The 19,473-nt window shown below is 74.2% G+C and carries 20 protein-coding genes and 1 riboswitch; of the genes, 3 read left to right on the top strand and 17 right to left on the bottom strand.

What is annotated here, in order from left to right:
* Positions 1–76 precede the first annotated feature (76 nt).
* The 12 genes from F7P10_RS02505 to F7P10_RS02450 form a co-directional block, all read right to left on the bottom strand.
* Positions 77–856 carry a CHAP domain-containing protein gene (locus tag F7P10_RS02505; protein WP_151007893.1) on the bottom strand — a complete coding sequence of 260 codons (780 nt, stop codon included), beginning with the start codon at positions 854–856 and terminating at the stop codon, positions 77–79.
* A gap of 44 nt (positions 857–900) precedes the next feature.
* Positions 901–1,030, bottom strand: a riboswitch (cyclic di-AMP (ydaO/yuaA leader).
* Between the two features lie 301 nt (positions 1,031–1,331).
* Positions 1,332–2,021 carry an urea ABC transporter ATP-binding subunit UrtE gene (gene urtE / locus F7P10_RS02500; RefSeq protein WP_151017774.1) on the bottom strand — a complete coding sequence of 230 codons (690 nt, stop codon included), beginning with the start codon at positions 2,019–2,021 and terminating at the stop codon, positions 1,332–1,334.
* Positions 2,021–2,779, bottom strand: coding sequence for an urea ABC transporter ATP-binding protein UrtD (urtD, locus tag F7P10_RS02495; protein ID WP_151007892.1), 759 nt, complete (start codon positions 2,777–2,779; stop codon positions 2,021–2,023). The genes urtE and urtD overlap by 1 nt, the downstream gene beginning before the upstream one ends.
* Positions 2,776–3,861, bottom strand: coding sequence for an urea ABC transporter permease subunit UrtC (gene urtC / locus F7P10_RS02490; RefSeq protein WP_151007891.1), 1,086 nt, complete (start codon positions 3,859–3,861; stop codon positions 2,776–2,778). Before urtC ends, urtD begins: the two co-directional genes overlap by 4 nt.
* Positions 3,858–4,736: an urea ABC transporter permease subunit UrtB gene (urtB, locus tag F7P10_RS02485; protein ID WP_151007890.1), complete on the bottom strand. Its 879-nt coding sequence runs from the start codon at positions 4,734–4,736 to the stop codon at positions 3,858–3,860. Before urtB ends, urtC begins: the two co-directional genes overlap by 4 nt.
* 61 nt (positions 4,737–4,797) lie before the next feature.
* Positions 4,798–5,967, bottom strand: coding sequence for an urea ABC transporter substrate-binding protein (gene urtA / locus F7P10_RS02480; RefSeq protein ID WP_254716717.1), 1,170 nt, complete (start codon positions 5,965–5,967; stop codon positions 4,798–4,800).
* A gap of 430 nt (positions 5,968–6,397) precedes the next feature.
* The gene (locus F7P10_RS02475; protein ID WP_151007888.1) at positions 6,398–7,117 is read right to left on the bottom strand and encodes an urease accessory protein UreD; all 720 of its coding nucleotides are present in this window, start codon (positions 7,115–7,117) and stop codon (positions 6,398–6,400) included.
* Positions 7,114–7,836 (bottom strand): urease accessory protein UreG, encoded by a 723-nt coding sequence (gene ureG, locus F7P10_RS02470; RefSeq protein ID WP_151007887.1) that lies wholly within the window; start codon positions 7,834–7,836, stop codon positions 7,114–7,116. Before ureG ends, F7P10_RS02475 begins: the two co-directional genes overlap by 4 nt.
* A 46-nt stretch (positions 7,837–7,882) precedes the next feature.
* A complete protein-coding gene (locus F7P10_RS02465; protein WP_151007886.1) occupies positions 7,883–8,557 on the bottom strand; it encodes an urease accessory protein UreF in 675 nt (224 codons plus the stop codon).
* Entirely contained in the window at positions 8,557–10,272 is a 1,716-nt protein-coding gene (locus F7P10_RS02460; RefSeq protein WP_151007885.1) for an urease subunit alpha, read from the bottom strand. The genes F7P10_RS02465 and F7P10_RS02460 overlap by 1 nt, the downstream gene beginning before the upstream one ends.
* Positions 10,265–10,591: an urease subunit beta gene (locus F7P10_RS02455; protein WP_151007884.1), complete on the bottom strand. Its 327-nt coding sequence runs from the start codon at positions 10,589–10,591 to the stop codon at positions 10,265–10,267. The genes F7P10_RS02460 and F7P10_RS02455 overlap by 8 nt, the downstream gene beginning before the upstream one ends.
* Positions 10,588–10,890 carry an urease subunit gamma gene (locus F7P10_RS02450; RefSeq protein ID WP_151017773.1) on the bottom strand — a complete coding sequence of 101 codons (303 nt, stop codon included), beginning with the start codon at positions 10,888–10,890 and terminating at the stop codon, positions 10,588–10,590. Before F7P10_RS02450 ends, F7P10_RS02455 begins: the two co-directional genes overlap by 4 nt.
* Before the next feature lie 162 nt (positions 10,891–11,052).
* Between F7P10_RS02450 and F7P10_RS41955 the strand changes: the two genes are divergently transcribed.
* Together F7P10_RS41955 and F7P10_RS02445 are read left to right on the top strand one after the other, a co-directional pair.
* A complete protein-coding gene (locus F7P10_RS41955) occupies positions 11,053–11,199 on the top strand; it encodes a hypothetical protein (protein WP_176611269.1) in 147 nt (48 codons plus the stop codon).
* Between the two features lie 57 nt (positions 11,200–11,256).
* On the top strand, positions 11,257–13,056 hold the full coding sequence (locus F7P10_RS02445; protein WP_151007883.1) for a siderophore-interacting protein: 1,800 nt from the start codon (positions 11,257–11,259) through the stop codon (positions 13,054–13,056).
* 84 nt (positions 13,057–13,140) lie between these two features.
* Here the strand turns inward: F7P10_RS02445 and F7P10_RS02440 are convergent, their stop codons facing one another.
* Both F7P10_RS02440 and F7P10_RS02435 read right to left on the bottom strand, forming a co-directional pair.
* Complete coding sequence (locus F7P10_RS02440) at positions 13,141–13,536, bottom strand: DUF6114 domain-containing protein (RefSeq protein ID WP_151007882.1); 396 nt, start codon at positions 13,534–13,536, stop codon at positions 13,141–13,143.
* Positions 13,527–14,111, bottom strand: coding sequence for a DUF6230 family protein (locus F7P10_RS02435; RefSeq protein WP_151007881.1), 585 nt, complete (start codon positions 14,109–14,111; stop codon positions 13,527–13,529). The genes F7P10_RS02440 and F7P10_RS02435 overlap by 10 nt, the downstream gene beginning before the upstream one ends.
* A gap of 133 nt (positions 14,112–14,244) precedes the next feature.
* Here F7P10_RS02435 and F7P10_RS02430 point away from each other — a divergent pair, with 133 nt between their 5' ends.
* Entirely contained in the window at positions 14,245–15,951 is a 1,707-nt protein-coding gene (locus tag F7P10_RS02430; protein WP_151007880.1) for a fatty acyl-AMP ligase, read from the top strand.
* Here F7P10_RS02430 and F7P10_RS02425 read toward each other — a convergent pair.
* From F7P10_RS02425 to F7P10_RS02415, 3 genes are read right to left on the bottom strand one after another with little or no spacing between them, the layout of a single operon-like run.
* Complete coding sequence (locus F7P10_RS02425) at positions 15,932–16,840, bottom strand: alpha/beta fold hydrolase (RefSeq protein WP_151007879.1); 909 nt, start codon at positions 16,838–16,840, stop codon at positions 15,932–15,934. The two genes, F7P10_RS02430 and F7P10_RS02425, sit on opposite strands and share 20 nt — an antisense overlap.
* Positions 16,837–17,835: an NAD-dependent epimerase/dehydratase family protein gene (locus F7P10_RS02420; RefSeq protein ID WP_151007878.1), complete on the bottom strand. Its 999-nt coding sequence runs from the start codon at positions 17,833–17,835 to the stop codon at positions 16,837–16,839. The genes F7P10_RS02425 and F7P10_RS02420 overlap by 4 nt, the downstream gene beginning before the upstream one ends.
* Positions 17,832–19,469, bottom strand: coding sequence for a fatty acid CoA ligase family protein (locus tag F7P10_RS02415; RefSeq protein ID WP_151007877.1), 1,638 nt, complete (start codon positions 19,467–19,469; stop codon positions 17,832–17,834). The genes F7P10_RS02420 and F7P10_RS02415 overlap by 4 nt, the downstream gene beginning before the upstream one ends.
* Between the last annotated feature and the right edge of the window lie 4 nt (positions 19,470–19,473).

Genomic DNA, 19,473 nt, shown 5'->3' with positions numbered 1-19,473 from the left:
TGTACGGCGGGAGCGGCCCGGAACGGGATCGGGCCCCCGCCGACGGCGGGGGCCCGATCCGGTGCGGTTCCGACGGTCAGGCGGCGTAGTCGGGGTAGCCGTAGCCGACGACCTCGCTCTTGTCGCGGGTCTTCTCCTCGACGGCGTCGTTGCTGTTGCCCTCGACGGTGCTGATGGTGCCGTCGCCGTTGTCCTTCTCGACGATGCCGACGTGGTCGATGTCGCCGATGTCGCCGTCCGAGCCGGCGCTCCAGTCGTAGAAGACGATGGCGCCGGGCTTGGCCTTCTGGCCCCAGCGGTCCTGGTCCTTGAACCACTCGGCGTGCGTGACGGTGTAGGCGTCCCAGCCCATGTTCTTGACGCCGGTCTGCGCGCCGAGCCAGGACACGAACATGTCGCACCACGCGGCGCCCTTGTAGGAGTCCACCGAGAACCCGCCCCCGCTGGCGGCCTTCTCGGCGCGCGGCGTCGAGACCCACCAGTCGTGGAACTTGGTCATGTCGGAGGGGCCCTCTTCCTCGATGCCGACCTGCTCCTTGGCCAGGTCGATCACCTCGGACGCCTCGACGGCGCGGGGCGGGACCTTCCAGCCCTCGGCCTTGGCCTCGGCCGCCGTCATCGACGGCTCGGACTTCTCGGACTTCCCGGAGTTCTGCGACACCACGGTTCCGGCCGGGCCGGCGGCCTCGGTGGTCGCGTCCGCGTCACCCAGCGGGTGGAAGGCGGTCAGGCCGACGGCGCCGATCAGCACCGCGCCGACGGCGACGCCGACGGCCCGGTCCTCGGCGGTCATGCGCTGGATCGCGAGTTCGGGGTTCAGCCGCTTGACGGCGGTCTGGGGGTTGAAACGCTTCACGGACTCGCTAAGTCGATCGAAACGACCGGTCATGCAGGGAATCTCCTTGTCTTCCATGACGCCTGCCGGGTTAGCTGACGGATTCGGGCATGGAAGAGCCCTACGGCGCAGGTGCGCCGATTCACCCCTGGAACTCGGGTCCCCGGCTCCGCTCGGCCCTGGCGGGCCCGCGCGGACTCGGCCTTCACGCCGCGGTGCGGCGCTGCATCTGTCGGATTTCTCTGAGCGACTGCTCTGGAGGGCGCGCATCTGATGGCGCGCGTCGCGTGCGTGGTCCGCTCCGCGACCGGCGGCCGTATCCCTGTCACGGCCGACCGCAGCACTCGAAGGTACTGCGAGGTTCAGGTTGAAGCTACCAACCTTGTCAAGGAAAGCAAACCGGGTAGAAAGTGATCTCTTCCCTGGTCAAGCGCCTTCCAAGTACCTGTCAACGCACGCCCGCCGGATGTTCTTCCCGATCTTCGCCGGTTTCCGCTCAGACGGCGAGCAGGCGCTCGACCTCGGCGGTGCGCAGCTCGCCGGCGGTTCCGGAGTGCCGGACGGCGCCGCCGTCCAGGATCGTGAACGTGTCCGCGAGCCGGAGCGCCAGGTCGAGGTGCTGCTCGACGAGCAGGACGGCGAGGTCGCCGCGCAGCTGCTCGATGGCCTGCGCGATCTCGAGGACGATCGAGGGCTGGACGCCCTCCGTCGGCTCGTCCAGGATCAGGAGGCGCGGCCGGGTCACCAGGGCTCGGGCGATCGCCAGCTGCTGCTGCTGACCGCCCGACAGGAACCCGGCCCGGCGCCGCAGCAGCCCGGTGAGCGCGGGGAAGACGTCCAGCGCGTCGTCGATGGCGGTCCCGTCGCGCCGGCCCATCGCCTCCAGGGTCACCTGCAGGTTCTCCCAGACCGTGAGCTGCGGGAACGTCTCGTGGCCCTGGGGCACGTACCCCATGCCGAGCCGGACCCGCCGGAACGTGCGCATGCGCGTGACCTCGGTGCCGTCGAAGACGACCGTGCCCGCCGTGGGGGAGAGCAGGCCCATGATCGAGTTCAGCAGGGTGGTCTTCCCCACGCCGTTGCGGCCCAGGACGCACGCCAGCTCGCCGGCACGGACCGTCAGATCCACCCCGAACAGGACGCGCGCCCGGCCGTAGGCGGCCTCCAGCCCGGTCACCTGGAGCATCATGCCCTCTCCTCGTTTCTCGAGCGGCCGAGGTAGACCTCCTGCACGCGGGGGTCGGCCTGCACCGAGGCGACGTCCCCCTCCACCAGGACGGCGCCCTCGTGCAGGACGGTGACCTGGGACGCGTACCGCCGGAGGAACTCCATGTCGTGCTCGACGACGACCACGGTGTGGTCCCTGGCGATCTCGGTGAGCAGTTCGCCGGTCCGCTCGCGCTCGTCCCGGCTCATCCCCGCGACCGGCTCGTCGAGCAGCAGCAGCCTCGGCCGCTGGGCGATCAGCATGCCGATCTCCAGCCACTGCCGCTGGCCGTGCGACAGCACCCCGGCGGGCCGGTCCGCCAGGCGGGCCAGCCCGACGCGTTCCAGCGCGGCCGCCACGACGTCGGACACGCCGCGACGCTGCCGGAACAGCGTGGCGGTGGGGCGCCGGAACCCCGCCGCGAGGTCGATGTTCTCCAGGACGCTGAGTTCCTCGAAGACCACGGAGGTCTGGAACGTCCGCCCGATGCCGAGCCGGACGATCCGGTGCTCGCGCCGTCCCACCAGGGACGTTCCGGCGAAGGTCACCGAGCCCTTGGCCGGGCGGGTCAGCCCGGTGACGACGTCGATCACGGTGGTCTTCCCGGCGCCGTTGGGGCCGATCAGGAACCGCAGCTCGCCCTGCTCCACGGTGAGGTCGATGCCGTTGACGGCCCGGAACCCGCCGAAGACCACCTCCAGCCCGCGAATCTCCAGCAGTGCGGGACGCGCGCTCACTGGGCGGCCACCTCCTTCCGCTCGCCCGCGGCTTCGCCCGCGGGCCCGGACCTGCGCGCGAGCATGCCGCCGACGCGCTGGACGGCGCCCGCGATGCCGCCGGGCAGCAGCATGATGACGAGGACGAACATCAGCCCCTGCAGGTACACCCAGCCGCTCGGGTACTGCTCGCTGAAGCTGGTGTGCGCCCAGTTGAGCAGTACGCCGCCGAGGACGGCTCCGGCCAGCGAGAACCGTCCGCCGATGGCCACCGCGACGACGAGCTCGATCGACGGGACGACGCCGAGCAGCGACGGCGAGATGATGCCGACGACCGGCACGTAGAGCGCCCCGGCGATGCCCGCCATGGCCGCGGACACGGCGAACGCGATGGTCTTGACGGTGGCCGGGTCGTAGCCGAGGAAACGGACCCGGTCCTCGCCGTCGCGCACCGCGACGAGCAGCCTGCCGAAGCGGCTCTTCACGAGCTGGCGGGCCAGCAGGTACAGCGCGCCCAGCACGAGCGCGACCACGAAGTAGAAGAGGCGCTTGCTGCCGTCGTCCTCGGGGTCGCGGCCGAAGACGTCGTAGAAGTGGGTCAGCCCGTTCGTCCCGCCGGTGAGCCCCTGCCGGCCCACGAGCCAGATCACGAAGGCGGCGGCGAGGGCCTGGCCCAGGATCGCGAAGTAGGCGCCGCGCACCCGCCGGCGGAACACCAGGAGGCCGAGCAGCGTGGCGGCCAGCGCCGGGACCAGGACGGCCGCGGCGATCGCGAACACGGGGTTCGAGAACGGCTTCCACAGCGCCGGAAGCTCCTCCACGCCGCTCCACACCATGAAGTCGGGAAGGTTGCCGGGCCCGGCGTCGTGGAGCTTGAGGTACATGGCCATCGAATAGCCGCCCAGCCCGAAGAAGACGCCCTGGCCGAGCGTGAGCATGCCGCCCTGCCCCCAGGCGAGCCCGATGCCGAGCGCGGCGATGGCGAAGCACAGGTACTTGGCGAGCAGGCCCAGCCGGAAGGGGTCCAGGGCGGCCGGTGCGACCGCGAGGACCAGGAGCGCCACGGCGGCGAACAGCGCGGCTCCGCGCCATCTCGCGGTCACGTCAGCGCCCGGCTGCGGAGGACGAACAGGCCTTGCGGGCGTGCCTGGAGGAACGCCACGGTCACCGCGAAGACGATCACCTTGGCCAGGCTCGCGTCGGTCCAGAACTCGGCGTAGGAGTTGACCAGGCCGAGGACGAGCGCGGCGAGGACGGCGCCGCGCAGCCGCCCGAGACCGCCCGCGACCACGACCAGGAACGCGTCGACGATGTAGTAGGTGCCGAGGTTGGGTCCGATCGGGCCGATCAGCGTCAGCGCGACCCCGGCGATCCCGGCGAGGCCGGAGCCGATGAAGAACGTCAGCCGGTCGACCCGCCCGGTGTCGACGCCGCCGCACGCGGCGAGCTGCCGGTTCTGCACCACCGCGCGCATCCGGCGGCCCTGCCGGGTCCGGTTCTGGTAGGCCCACACCGCGAGGACCGACGCCGCGGCGAGGGCGAGGATGAACAGCCGCGTGTAGGGCACCTGCGACCCGAACAGCCGCACGCCCCCGCTCAGCCAGCCGGGTGCCGGTACCTGGACGTTCGGGGCCCCGAACACGTCGCGGGCGAGTTGCTGGAGGAGGAGGCTGACGCCCCACGTGAGGAGCAGCGTGTCCAGCGGCCGCCCGTAGAAGCGGCGGACGGCCGCCCGCTCCAGGATCAGGCCCATCGCGCCCGCGGTCAGGAACGCGAGGGGCAGGGCGACGACGACGGCCTGGCGCCCGGCCCAGTCCTCCAGGACGTACGCGGTGTAGGCGCCCGCCATGATGAACTCGCCGTGGGCCATGTTGATCACGCCCATCTGGCCGAAGGTGAACGTCAGGCCCAGTGCCACCAGCAGCAGCACGGCGGCGATGCTGAGACCGATCGGCAACTGGCTGAGCAGGGCTTCCATGTGCCTCCTCGATGCTTCCGGTCCCCCGGCCGGAGCCCTCCGGCCGGGGCGGATCGGCGGATCAGGACAGGCCCGCGGCCCACGGATAGCTCTTCAGGTACGGGTCCGGCGCGATGGGCTCGCCGGAGTTCCAGGTCTCCTCGATCGTCCCGTCGGGCTGGACGACCCCGATGCGGGCGGTCTTGTGCATGTGGTGGTTCTCGCCGTCGATCGTCACCTTGCCCTCGGGCAGGTCGAGGGAGATGCCGCCCGCCGCCTTCTTCACCGCCTCGACCTCGGTCGTGCCGGCCTTCTCGACGGCGGCGGCCCACAGCTTCACGGCGCTGTAGCCGGCCTCCATCGGGTCCGAGGTCACCTTGTCCGCGCCGTACCTGGCCCGGAACGCCTTGACGAACGCCGCGTTCGTCTCGCCCGGGGTCGTCATGAAGTAGTTCCAGGCGACGAGGTGGCCCGCGATGTTGTCCGCCCCGATGCCCTTGACCTCCTCCTCGGCGATGCTCACGGACATCACCGGAAGCGATGACGCGGTGGCCCCGGCGGACTTCAGCTGCTTGAAGAACGCGACGTTGCTGTCACCGTTGAGGGTGTTGAACACCGCGTCGGGTTTCGCCTGCATGATCTTGTTGACGAGCGTTCCGTATTCCGTCGCCCCCAGCGGGGTGTACTCCTCGCCGGCGATGCTCATTCCGTTGGCCTGCGCGTACGCCTTGATCTCCTTGTTCGCCGTGCGCGGGAAGACGTAGTCGCTGCCGACGAGGTAGATGCTCTTCTTTCCCTGCCCCTTGAGGTAATCGAGCGCCGGGACGATCTGCTGATTGGTGGTCGCCCCGGTGTAGTAAATGTACGGAGAGCTTTCCAGGCCCTCGTACTGAACCGGGTACCAGAGCAGCGCCTTGTTGCGTTCGAAGACGGGCAGCATCGCCTTCCGGCTGGCCGACGTCCAGCCGCCGAACACCGTGGCGACCTTGTCCTTGCGGATGAGTTTCTGGGCCTTCTCCGCGAAGGTGGGCCAGTCGGAGGCACCGTCCTCGACGACCGGTTCGAGTTGCTTGCCGAGGACGCCGCCGGCGGCGTTGATCTCCTCGATCGCCATCAGTTCGGCGTCCCGCACGGTGACCTCGCTGATGGCCATGGTCCCGCTCAGCGAGTGGAGCACACCCACCTTGATGGTGTTCCCGTCGGACGACGCGGAGCCGCCGTCCGCGCTCGGCTCGGCCCCGCAGGCGGCCAGGGCCAATAGTGCCGCGGTCGCGAGCGAGGTCAAGGTCAGCAGGGATTTTCTGCGCACGTACCACTCCTTGCGGGCGGGCCCCCGAAGCTGTTCTGCCGCGTACAATATTTCGGGACTTGATTTCCGGTGCGGACCTCGGAAGTTAAGTCGTCGTTACGCGGAGAATCCCGTTGTCAGCTTTGTGGTGCGGCGGGGAAAAGAAGGGGCGGGACGCCTCCGGCGGATGTGTTCGCCGCATTTCGGCAGGTCGCTCCGCGGGGCCGTCCGGAGAAAGATGCGACTTTTCGCGCGCGGTGCGTCGCGAGTCCGGTCAATGGAAACCCCGGCCCGTGTCGCCGGTGATTCCGCCCGGTGTCGGCCGCATCAACAGAATCTCACCGGGGGGCTCGGGCAGTCGCGGGGAGCGGCGGCCGCCGGGCCGGGACTGCGGTCATCCGCGGGCGCGGCACTCCCCGTGGTCGAGCCGGCGGCGGAGCGTCGCCGAGTCGGGTGCCAGTGCGGTGACCAGGACGCCGGGGCCGGCGAGCGGCATGACCGCGAGCCCGTCGGCCGCGTAGGGCTCGGCCGCCAGGCCGGGGCCGGCGAGCAGCACGTTCCCGGTGCAGCGCGCGTCGCCCAGCACGGCGCCGCCGGTGTGCAGGACGCGGTCGGGCAGCCGCAGCTCCTGGCGCAGCAGGGGCCGGCCGGCGACGGTGACGTCGATGCGTCCGGCGTAGCGGCCGGGCGGTTCGCCGTGCCGTCCGAGGACGAGCTCCTCGCGCAGGCGGAGCGTCGCGCCGTCCGCCAGCGCGACGTCGGTGACCGCGCGGTGCCGGCAGCCCGCGGTCGCGATCACGGGTTCGGGCGCGAGGTCGAGGTGCGCCCCGGACCCGACCGCGGCCCGCACGCGGGTGACGGACTCGCCGTCTCCCGGGAGCAGCAGGGTGCTCGCGGTGGAGCGCACGGTCAGGGACGCGCCCGCCGCGACGTCGAGGTCGAGGGTCAGCTCGTCCCCGCCGAGGGGCCCGGCCGCTGCCCCGACGAGGTAGACGGCGTGCGGGGTGGCCCGGAGCGCGTACGGGCCGTCGGAGCGCAGCCGCGTCAGCCGGATCCGTCCGGCGGCGTCGCGCTCGGCGCGGACGGCGGCGTGCGCCGTGTAGTGCCGGGTCACGGAGCCCCGGCCGGAACCGCCGTTCCCCCGGAGCCCGCGCCGGCCTCCCCGCGGCCCGCGTCTCCCCGGCCGGCGAGGACGGACCGGACCCATGCGGCGACCTCCGGGGCGCCGGGACGCTCGCGCAGCGAACTGAAGATCACCGGCTTCCCGGCGCGCACCCGTGCGGCGTCGCGGTCCATGACCCCGAGGTCGGCGCCGACGAGCGGGGCCAGGTCGGTCTTGTTGACGACCAGCAGGTCCGCGCCGCTCACTCCGGGACCGCCCTTGCGGGGGACCTTGTCGCCGCCGGAGACGTCCAGGACGAAGATCTGCCGGTCGGCGAGGCCCCGGCTGAAGGTCGCGGTCAGGTTGTCGCCGCCGCTCTCCACGATGATCAGGTCGAGCGCGCCGTGCCGCTGCTCCAGCGACTCCACCGCGTCCAGATTGGCGGAGATGTCGTCGCGGATGGCGGTGTGCGGGCAGCATCCGGTGCGGACGGCGGTGATCCGGTCGTCCGAGAGCACCGCGTTCGCGCGCAGGAAGTCGGCGTCCTCGGTCGTGTAGATGTCGTTGGTCACGACCGCCAGGTCGAGCTCGCCGCCGAGCGTGCGGCACAGCGCGGCCACCAGGGCGGTCTTCCCGCTGCCGACCGGCCCGCCGATGCCCAGCCGCAGGGCCCGCCCGGCGGCGGGCGCCGCCCGGTGCGGATCGCGGTCGTGATCGTGGTTCGTGCCCATGTGGCCTTTCCTCTCGTGCGGTGTCGGGACGCTCGCCGTCGCCTCGTCAGGACTCGAACAGGCGCAGGTCCGAGCGCAGGTGCAGTTCGGCGAAAATGTCGAGGGCGGGCGCCGACGTGCTCGGGAGGGCCGCGAACTCGGCATCGGCGAAGCCGGCGGCCTCGGCGGCGACCGCGTCCACCTGCGGCGCCAGGTCCGCGAGCGCGCCGTGCACGGCCAGGGGGTCCAGGCCGAGCAGCCGGACGGCCGCCGACGCGGGCCCGGTGACCGCCCCGTACGCGCCGATCGCGGCGGCGTCCGCGCCGGTGCCGCCGGCCGCGGCGGTCGCGGCGCCGAGGACGAGCGGGTGGTGCGGCGCCGGGAAAGCGGCGAGCGCGTCGAGGGCCGGGTGCCGGAGCGTGGCGCGGACGGCGCGCAGCAGCGACCTGCCCTGGGCCCGCGAGGCCCGCCGCGCGGCGGGCGACGGCGTCCTGGCGTCGGCCTCGGCGTCGAGCGTCGCCCAGCCGGCCCCGCCGCCGTCCGCGTGGGCGCGGGCGGCGGCCGCGAGGGCGGCGGTGACCAGCCCGGTGGTCCGCAGGCGGCCGCGCAGGAAGCTCGCGAGGGACGGCACATCGGTCACCGCTCCCGCCGCCGCGGCGGGCTCCAGCCCGCCCGAGTGGGCGTGGCCGCCCGCCGGCAGCCGGGAGTCGGCCAGCAGCAGCAGCGCCGCGGGGAGGGGCATCAGAAGAGGAAGTAGCGCTGGGCCATCGGCAGTTCGGTCGCCGGGGCGGGCTCGACCTCGTCGCCGTCGATCGACACCGTGAACGTGTCGGGATCGACGTCGATCCGCGGCAGCGCGTCGTTGAGGACCATGTCCCGCTTGCCGACTCCGCGGGTGTCGCGGACGGGCACCAGCGCGCGGCGCACGGCGAGCCGGTCGGCGATGCCCGCGTCGACGGCGGCGGGGGCCACGAAGTGCACCGACGTGCTCGCGGCGGTGACCGGGGCGGCGCCGAACATCGGGCGCGGCAGTACCGGCTGCGGGGTGGGGATGGACGCGTTGGCGTCGCCCATCGCCGCCCACGCGATCACCCCGCCCTTCACGACGACCTGCGGGCGGACACCGAAGAAGGCGGGATGCCACAGCACCAGGTCGGCGAGCTTGCCCGGTTCGACCGAGCCGACCTCGGCGTCCAGGCCGTGCGCGATGGCCGGGTTGATCGTGTACTTGGCGACGTACCGGCGGGCCCGCAGGTTGTCGGCCGGTTCGCCGCCGCCGTCCGGGCCGCGGCGCCCCTTCATCACGTGGGCGGTCTGCCAGGTGCGGATGACGGTCTCGCCGATCCGTCCCATGGCCTGCGAGTCCGAGCCGATCATCGAGATCGCGCCCAGGTCGTGCAGGACGTCCTCGGCGGCCATGGTGGTGGGCCGGATGCGCGACTCGGCGAAGGCCAGGTCCTCGGGCACCGACGGGTTGAGGTGGTGGCACACCATCAGCATGTCGAGGTGCTCGTCGAGGGTGTTGACGGTGTGCGGCCGGGTCGGGTTGGTGGACGAGGGCAGCACGTTCGGGTGCGCGGCGATGGTGATGATGTCGGGCGCGTGCCCGCCGCCCGCCCCCTCGGTGTGGTAGGCGTGCACCGAGCGGCCGCCGACGGCGCCGAGCGTCGACTCGACGTATCCGGCCTCGTTGAGGGTGTCGGAGTGCAGCGCGACCTGGACGCCGGACGCGTCGGCGACGCGCAGGCAGGCGTCGATGGCCGCCGGGGTGGACCCCCAGTCCTCGTGCAGCTTGAAGCCCGCCGCCCCGGCGCGCAGCTGCTCCCAGAGCGCCTCCTCGCCGACCGTGTTGCCCTTGCCGAGCAGCGCGACGTTCACCGGCCAGGCGTCCAGCGACTCCAGCATCCGCGCGAGGTACCAGGTGCCGGTCACGGTGGTGGCCTTGGTGCCCTCGGCCGGTCCGGTGCCGCCGCCGACGACGGTGGTCACCCCGGAGCCGAGCGCCTCCTCCAGGAGTTGCGGGCAGATGAGGTGGACGTGCGAGTCCACGGCGCCCGCGGTCAGGATGCGGCCGTTGCCGGCGAGCACCTCGGTGGACGGGCCGATCACGAGGTCGGGGTGGACGCCGTCCATCGTGTCGGGGTTGCCGGCCTTGCCGAGCGCGACGACGCGGCCGTCGCGGATCCCGACGTCGGCCTTGACGACGCCCCAGTGGTCGAGGACCACGGCGCCGGTGACGACCAGGTCGAGCGCGCCGTCGGCGCGCGTGGTGCGCGCCTGGCCCATCGATTCGCGGATCACCTTCCCGCCGCCGAAGACGACCTCGTCCCCGGCTCCCGCGCCGCGGCTGCGGTCCTCGGTGATCTCGACGAACAGGTCGGTGTCGGCCAGCCGGATCCGGTCCCCGGCGGTGGGGCCGTACAGCTCCGCGTACCGGGCGCGCGACAGCTCAGTCATCCAGGGCTCCCGCCCGCTCGGGGCGCAGCCCGGGCACCACCCGGCGTCCCGCCAGTGGAACCAGGGCGACCTCCCTGGTCAGGCCGGGCTCGAACCGCACGGAGGAGCCGGCCGGAACGTCCAGCCGGTGCCCCCAGGAGGCGTCGCGGTCGAACTCCAGCGCGGGGTTCGCCACCGCGAAGTGGTAGTGCGAGCCGACCTGGATCGGCCGGTCGCCGGTATTGGCGACGGTGACGGTGACGCGGGCGCGGCCGGGACTGAGCGCGACCGGCGCCTCGCCCGGCACGACCTCGCCGGGGACGAGCGGGCGCGCGCTCACGGGATCGGCCGGTGGACGGTGACGAGATTGGTGCCGTCGGGGAACGTGGCCTCCATCTGCACCGAGTCGAGCATCTCCGGGACGCCTTCCATGACGTCCTCCCGGGTCAGCACCGCGCGGCCGGACTCCATCAGCTCGGCGACCGAGCGCCCGTCCCGCGCTCCCTCCAGCACGTGGACGGCGATGATCGCGGTGGCCTCCGGCTGGTTGAGCCGCAACCCGCGGGCCCGGCGATCGCGTGCGACCGACGCGGCGACATGCAGGAGCAGGCGTTCCTGCTCGTGGGGGCTGATCAGCACGTTCAGGACCATACTGGTCATTGGGGACTGCGGGCCGCGGGCGTCGCCGATTTAACTGCGAATTTACGAGTCCCCGCGCCCCGCGGTCAGCCGGGACGGCGCGCGGGCTACGGGACCACCCTGGCCGGCGAGCCCACCGCGGGTACCGAGAAGATCCTCGACATGGGTTCCTTCAAGCGGTTGCCCGCGGCGCGCGCGGGCAACGTCCTCCCGCTGACCACCGGCACCGTCCACACCTTCGAGGCGGCCGAGCGCGCCGCCGCCGAGATGCGCGAGGCGGCGGAGTCGCTCGCGGCCGGAGAGCGATGAGCGGCGCGGACCGCGGCACGACCAAGCACCCGACGGGGTACCGGACGAGGAGGACAGATGGCCGGACGTGAGCACAAGCCGTACCCGATCGTGATCCGCCGCCTGGAGGTGCTGGAGGCGTTCGACGTCACGCCGGGCATGCGCCGGATCGTGCTGACCGGCGACGAACTCGGTGCCTTCCGCAACAACGGGCACGACATCTTCCCGTTCCGGACGGAGAACGCCGACGACCATGTCAAGCTGGTCGTCCTCGACGGCACCGACATCGCCCCGCCGGCACAGGACGACGGGCACCTCGACTGGAGCCGGGAGGCGCTCGCCCGCGCCCGCGACTACACGCCGCGCCGCTACGACGCCGCGGCGCGGCGCCTCGAGCTCGACTTCGTCCGCCACGAGGGCGGGCTCGCCGCGGAGTGGGCGGACCGCGTCCGGCCGGGCGACCGCGTCCACGTCGCGGGGCCGCGCGGGACGACCGTCCTGCCCCCGGACATCGACTGGTACTTCCTCGCCGGGGACGAGACCGCCCTCCCGGCGATCGCCCGGCGCGTCGAGGAACTTCCCGCCGGGACGCCCGTCACGGCCGTCGTCTCGGTGCCGTCCGCGAGCGAGGAGCAGACCTTCGAGCACGCCGCGGACCTCGACATCACCTGGGTGCACCGCGACACCGCCGGACCGGGCGCCTTCATGGCCGCGGTCCGGGCCGCGCCGTGGCGCGACGGCCAGGTGTACGCGTGGGCGGCGGGCGAGGCGGGGATGCTGCGCCCGTTCCGGCGCTGGCTCAAGGAAGACAGGCCGGTGGACCCGGGCCACACCGACATCTCCGGCTACTGGCGCGCGGGCCGCAGCCAGGACCAGCACGCGAAGCAGCTCGCCGAGCTGCGGCGCACGGTGAACCTCGGCGTCCCCTACGCCGTCCGCGCGGCGATCTCCCTCGGCCTCGCCGAGCACGTGAGCGAGGGCCGGACCACGGTGGACGCGCTGGCCGAGGCGACCGGGGCCCGCCCCGGAGGCATCCGCAGGCTGGTCGGGCTGCTGGCCTTCGAGAGGCTGTTCACCGTCGCCGCGGACGGCACCGTCGGGCTCGGCCCGAAGGGCTACCTCCTGCTGGAGGAGTACGTCCACTCCATGCTCGACGACCGTTTCGGGCACGCGCGCCTCGACCACGCCTGGCCCGGCCTGCTGCACGCGGTCCGGACCGGGCGGTCGGGCTTCGAGCACGTCAAGGGGCACTCCTTCTGGGACGAGCTGGCCTCCGAGGCGAACCTCGGCGAGAGCTTCGACCGGACCCTGGCCGAGTGGTCCGGCGACTGGGCGCCCAAGGCGGTCGAGGCCATGGACCTGACGGACGAGCACGTGGTCGACGTGGGCGGGGGCTCCGGCACGCTGCTCGGGCACGTCCTGTCCGCGTTCCCCGGCACCCGGGGCACGCTCGTCGAGCTGCCCACCACGGCCGCGCGCGCGGAGGCCCACCTGGCCGACGTGGGCGTGGGGGACCGGACGACCATCGCCCGGCAGAGCTTCTTCGAGAAGCTGCCCGGCGGCGGGGACGTCTACCTCCTGGCCCAGGTGCTGCACGACTGGCCGGACGAGGAGGCGGTCGCCGTCCTGGGACGCGCCGCCGAGGCCGCCGGGTCCGGCGGGCGGGTCCTGGTGATCGAGCGGCTGTCCGAGGGCGAGGCGCGCGACCACGACGCGATCTTCGACCTGAAGATGTACGCCGTGTTCGGCAGCGGCGAGCGTACCGAGGACGAGTACGCGGCCCTCGCCGCGCGCGCCGGGCTCCGGCCGGGGGCCGTCGCGCGGCTGCACGGCGCCATGCACATGATCGAGATGCGCGCCGCCGACCCGTTCGCGTGACCCGCCCCCGGTAGCCGGCCCGCCCGGCGGCTCCCGGCGAGTACGTCGATCAGCGGTTGCTGGAGGGGTGAGCGCCCGCCGGGCTCACCGGCCGTCGGGCCGGGCCCCGCCGGAGCGCTCGGGGCCCCAGGCGAAGGCCAGGGACGCGCCGGTGATCGCGGTCAGGGTGCCGACCAGGAACCCGCCGAGGTTCGCCAGGACGAACGCGGCGAGGGCGGCCAGGACGGCGAGGAGCGCGAAGGCGATCCGCTGACCGGGGACGAACCAGAGGGCGGCGCCCATCGCGACGAGGAAGAGGCCGAGGAGGAAGGCGGCGTAACCGCCCAGGCCGGGGTGGACGACCAGGCCGGTGCCGAGCACGGGGACGAGCAGGATCTCGGCACCGGCCGCGGCCACCAGCAGGCCCGCGGTGAAGGGGCGGCGGGCGGTCCAGCGGCGGACGGTCCGGGGCGCTCTCCCGGCGCGGCGGGCTAGAAGCACGCCCGGACGTCCCGTCCGAAGGAGACGTCCAGGCCGGTGACCTGGAACGAGCCGCCGGCCACCAGCCACGCGTCGGCCCGCACGTTCCGGACGACGAAGCCGTCCGCGCCGACGCCGAAGTCGCCGGGGGAGCCGCTGGTCGGGGCGCCGGTGCCGAGGCCGCCGGCGTCGCGGTTCAGCAGCAGGGAGCGGAAGTCGACGTCGGCGTCCACGTCGGTGGCGGAGATGCTCAGCCCGTGGACGCGGGACGGGCGGGCGGGGTCGCTCGCGCTCAGCCGCACGGTGTACCGGCCGAGCGGGGTGCTCACGGCGGCCGACTGGCACAGGCCGAGGACGCGCGCGGAGCGCATGGTCAGGGTCAGGACCGGGCGGCCGTCGCCGTCCGCGGAGTGCACGACCGCCGGGTACAGGGCGAAGCCGTGCCCGGACAGCTCGTCGGCCGACACCTTCATCTGCCGGCCCGACACGGCGAACGAGGCGGGGAGCGCGCCCTGGGCCAAGCCGAACGCCAGGACCGCCAGCGCGCCGACCGCCGGGACGAACAGCACGAGGAAGCGCCGCACCCGTCGCTTCACTCGCGGCCTCCTTTTGTTCGACCTATTCCTCGCCCCGGCGTGGCCGTCGGGTTACCCGGCCCTCACCGGACCGCCCCTGGCGATGGCTCTCCATGACGATACCATCACTTAACGTGACCAGTTGCGGGGAGCGATGACGGGATACACGAACCTCGTGCGGTGCCTGCGGGACCGGGCGGAGCGGTACGGCGACGGACGATGGTTCGCCTACGTCACGTCCCGAGGCGGCGAACTGGTCGAGACCGACCGGCTGGGGTACGCGCGCCTGGACGAACGGGCCCGCGCGCTGGGTACCTGGATCGCGGGGGAGGGGTCGGCCGGGCGGCCGGTGCTTCTGCTCTACCCGGCCGGGCCCGAGTTCCTATGCGCCTTCTTCGGCTGCCTCTACGCGGGCGCGATCGCGGTTCCGGCGCCGCTGCCGGGGACGGACGCGCACGCGCTGGAGCGCGCCGAGGGCATGATCGCCGACTGCGGAGGCCGGATGGTCCTGACCGACGCCGCGAACCTGCCGGGCCTTCGGGAGCGGCTCGGACGCTCCGGCCCGGACGAGCGCGTCCGGTGCGTCGCGACCGACGGCGGGGACCTCCGCGGGTCGGGGCGGCTGCCGGACGCGGCCCCGTCCGACGTCGCCTACCTGCAGTACACGTCCGGGTCCACCGGACGTCCGCGCGGCGTGGCGATCTCGCACGGCAACGTGCTCGCCAACTGCGCCGCCATCGGCTCCTGGGTGGGCGCGCCCGCCGCCCGGACGGCCGCCGGGTGGCTGCCGCACTTCCACGACATGGGCCTGGTCGGGATGCTGCACACGCTCTTCGCGGGCGGCGACCTGGTGTGCGCGCCGCCGGTGGCGTTCCTCGCGCGCCCGGCCCTGTGGCTGGAGATGATCGACCGGTACCGGGCGGGGACGACGGTCGCCCCTGACTCGGGGTACGAGTGGCTGGCCCGCCGCTGCCGGGACGAGAAGCTGGCGGGACTGGACGTGTCGTGCCTGCGGCGCGCGGTGATCGGTGCGGAGCCCGTCCGGCCCTCGACGCTGGAGGCGGTCGAGCGGCGCTTCGCCGCGATCGGCTGGGACCGGCGGGTTTGGGCGCCCGCCTACGGGCTGGCCGAGGCGACCCTGCTGGTCGCGGGCTCCCCGGGCGGCGGCCCGGTCGTGCGCCGCCCCGGCACCGATCCCGGGTCCGCCGGGACTTCGGCCGGGATCGTCGCCGCGGGCCGTCCGGTGGGCGCCCGCGTCCGCGTCGTCGATCCGCGCACCCGCGTCCCGCTGGATGACGGGCGGGTGGGCGAGATCTGGGTGGCCGGGGACGGCGTCGCCCTCGGCTACCACGGCGACGCGGAGGCGACCGAGCGCACCTTCCGCACCCGCCTCCGGGACGGCGAGGGCCCCTACCTGCGCACCGGCGACCTCGGGTACGTCGAGGACGGCCTCCTCCACGTGACCGGGCGCCTGAAGGAGGTCGTCATCGTCAACGGCCGCAACCTGTACCCGCACGATCTCGAGGAGGCGGGGCGCCGCGCGCATCCCGCCGCCGGGGCCGGTGCGGCGTTCGCCGTGGCGGGGGGCGACCGCGAGCACGTCGTGCTGGTGCAGGAGGTCGACCGGCGCCGCGCGGAGCCGCTCGACGCCCTCGCCCGGTCCGTCCGGCACGCGGTGAGCGCCGCCGCGGGCGTCCCGGTGAGCGTGGTGCTCGTGCGCCGCAACGCCATCGCCCGCACCACGAGCGGCAAGGTGCGGCGGCACCGGACGCGGCGGCGCTGGCTGGACGGGCGCCTCACGGTGCTGCACGCGGACCTCGAACCCGACGCGGGGCTTGCGGTCAGCGCCGTCCGCTCATGAAGGCGTGCAGCTCGGTCAGGAAGCGGTAGCCGGTGTCCTCGAGCATGTAATGGCCCGCGTCCGGGTAGACGCAGGCGCGGGCGCCGGGGAACCTGCGGCACCACTCGTCCAGGATCGCCCGGTCGAACACCACGTCGCGCAGCCCCCAGCCGATGAGGACGGGCAGGTGCGCGAACCACTCGAGCGCCTCCGCCGCGCCGTGCAGCACCGGCCAGGCCGGGTCGCCCGGCCGCAGCGGGACGTCCTGGACGAACCGTCGGACGGCGATCCGGTTTCCCGGTTCGGCGGTCGGCGCCAGGTACGCGGCCCGGACGGCGCGGGGCATCGGCCGCCGCACGCCGAGCGGTGGCAGGGTGGCGAGCCGGGCGAACGCGTTGTGCCGGAGGAAGAGCCGCTCGCCCAACGCCGTCTCCCGCAGCATCCAGAACGGCGGGCGGAGCGGCGGCCGGACGCGGTCCCCGTGCGGGTTCGGGAACGCGGCGGTGTTGAGGACGACCAGGCGGGCGACGCGTTCGGGGTGCCGGGCGGCCCACGCCATCCCGATCGGGCCGCCCCAGTCGTGCATCGCGAGCGTCCAGCCCCGTTCGGGGGCGCCCGCGGCGATCAGGTGCCCGGTCAGCGCGTCGAGGTCGTCGACGCGGGACGCGAGCGTCCACGCGTACCCGTCCTCGTCCGGTTTGTCGGACAGCCCCATGCCGATGTGGTCGGGGGCGATGCAGCGGAACCGGTCGCGGAGCGCCAGGACCGGGTAGCGCCACATGTAGCTCCACGACGGGTTCCCGTGCAGGAACAGGACGGGCGGCCCGGTGCCCTCGTCCACGTAGTGGAGCCGGTGGCCGTCGCGCTCGAACCAGTGGGACGCGAACGGGTATCCGGGGAACCCGCTCACGGGGCGGCCCGCAGCGGCCGCCGTTCCAGGTGCGCGGCGAGGCGCGCCATGCCCTCGTCCGTGCTCACCGCCGGGCGGTAGCCGAGGTCGCGGCGGGCGGCGGAGATGTCGAACCAGTGCGCGGTGGACGCCTGCCGCACCAGGAACCTGGTCAGCGGGGGCTCGCCGCGTACGCCCGGCAGCCGGTACCCGAACTCGACCAGCGCCGCCGCCGCGGCGGCCGCCCGGACCGGGACCCGCCGGACGACCGGCGGCGCCCCGGCCGCCGCCAGCAGCGCGTTCAACCAGTCGCCCATGCCCTGCGGTTCGCCCTGGGTGACGAAGTAGGCGCGCCCGTTCAGCGGCGAACCGGGGGCGAGCCGGTCGAGGGCGAGCAGGTGGGCGTCGGCGGCGTTGTCGATGTAGACCGTGTCGACCTTCTTGTCGGACGCCCCGGGCAGCATCATCCGCCGCCGCCGCGCGACCAGGCGCGGCAGGAAGTGCGGGTCGCCGGGACCCCAGATCAGGTGCGGCCGCAGCGCCACGGCCGGGATCAGCCGCCCGGCGGCGCCCAGCACCAGGCCCTCCGCCGCCGCCTTCGTCCGCGGATACGCGGCGAGGAACCGCCGCGCGTACGGCAGCGACTCGTCCGCCCCCTCCAGGTCGCGCCCGTCGTGCACCACGCTCGGCGAGGACGTGTACACCAGCCGCGCCCCGGCGCGCGCACACGCCTGCAGCACGTGCCGCGTCCCGTCCACGTTGGTCCGCTCGTAGTCGCGGTCGCGCCCGCCGACGCCCGCCCTGGCGGCGCAGTGCACGACGGCGTCGCACGCGTCGGCCGCCGCGAGCACCGCGTCCCGGTCGCGGACGTCGCCGAGGTGCTGGACGACGCCCAGGTCGTCCAGCGCGGCCGACCGGCGCCGCTGCAACGAGCGGACGGCGTCGCCGCGTTCGGCCAGCCGCCGGCAGACGGCCTCGCCCAGGAACCCGCTCCCGCCCGTGACCAGCACCCTCATCGCGGATCCGCCTCCAGCCGCCGCGCCGCCCAGGCCGCCAGCTCGTCCCGCCGGATCTTGCTGCGGTGCCGGACGTCCATCGGGAACCGGTCGTGGAACAGCACGTCGCGGATCGCGGCGGTGCCGGGCCGCTCGACCGCGAGCGCGAGGGCCTCGGCACGGATACGGGCCCGCCGCGCGCGTCCCGTCCCGGGTTCGGCCTGCACGACGAGCACGGCGCGCTGCCCGGACGGCGGCCCGACGCCGACGAGGGCGGTGCGGCGCACCCCCGGCAGCGCGTCGAAGACCGGTTCGACGTGGTCGGTGTACAGCTCGTCGCCGGACGCGAGCCGGACGCGTTCGCTCTTGCGGCCCGCGAACCACAGCCGGCCCAGCTCGTCGATCCGGCCGAGGTCGCCCATCCGGTGCACGACCCGGTCGCCGTCGGTGATCCGGGCCCGCGCGGTGGCGTCCGGCCGCTCCAGGTAGGGGCCGGCGACCGTCGGCCCGGTGACGGTCAGCTCCCCGACCGTCCCGGGCGGGACGAGCAGGTCGTCCCGCCACTCGGGGATCGGCTCGTCGGTCACCCCGATGACGCGGACGAGCTGGTCCGGCAGCGGCTCGCCCAGGCACGTCCCCTCCGCTCCGGCGGTCGCGGCAAGGTCGTGCCCCTCGATGGCGCTGACCGGCATGCACTCCGTCGCGCCGTACACCGAGTGCAGTTCGGCGCCGGCCGGAAGGCAGGCACGCGCCCGATCCAGCACCGCGCGCGGCAGCGGGGCGCCCGCGGTGAGCACGGTGTGGACCGGGTCCAGGACCAGCCCCCGGGGCAGGCAGTACCGGGCGATCCGGTCCAGCAGCGCGGGCGGCGCGAACAGCGCGCCCACGCCGAACCGTCGGATGTCGGTGACCAGCACGGACGGACGGGCGGCCGCCGGGCGGCGCGCGTCCACGGCGGGGAACACGGGCACGGCCCCGAGCACCGTGCTCGCGAGGGCGAACGGCGGGAACGTCGACAGCACGCGCGTCCCGGGTTCGAGCGGCTTCGCCCGGTCGAGCATCCGCACCTGCGCGAGCAGGTGCCCGTGCCGCAGCGGGACGCCCTTCGGCGGGCCGGTCGAACCGGACGTGTAGGCGATGAGCGCGAGGTCGTCCGGGCCGGGCGGGGGATCGCGGACCGGTTCGGGGGGCGCGGCGGCGCGCAAGCCGTGCATGGTGCGGCCCAGCCAGAACCGCCGCGGCCCGACCGTGACCGTCGTCCGGACGGACCGGCGCGCCCACCCCAGCGCCGTCCGCGCGGCCTGCGCGAGCGGGACGCCGACGAACACCTCGGGCGCCGCCTCCGCCATGCACGCCCGCAGCGCGGCGCGGGGCAGCGCCGGGTCGATCAGCACCGGGACGGCGCCCATCCGCAGCAGCGCGTGCGCGAGCGCCAGCAGTTCGACGCCGGGCGGCACCATGACCGAGGTCCGGGTGCCCGCGCGCACCCCGGCCGCCCGCAGCCCCGCCGCCGTCCGGTCGATCAGGGCGTCCAGCTCGGCGAACGTGACGGTGCGGGGCGAGCGGCCGCCCGTCGCGCACGCCACCGCGCCGGGCCGCTCCCGCACGCGCGCGGCGAGCAGGTCGGCGAGCCGGCCGGGGCCGTCGGCGTGCATCCGG

Source organism: Actinomadura sp. WMMB 499, from assembly GCF_008824145.1.
Taxonomy (GTDB): Bacteria; Actinomycetota; Actinomycetes; order Streptosporangiales; family Streptosporangiaceae; genus Spirillospora.
Note: the sequence above shows the minus strand (reverse complement) of the source record. Positions and strands in the feature narration are given on the sequence as shown.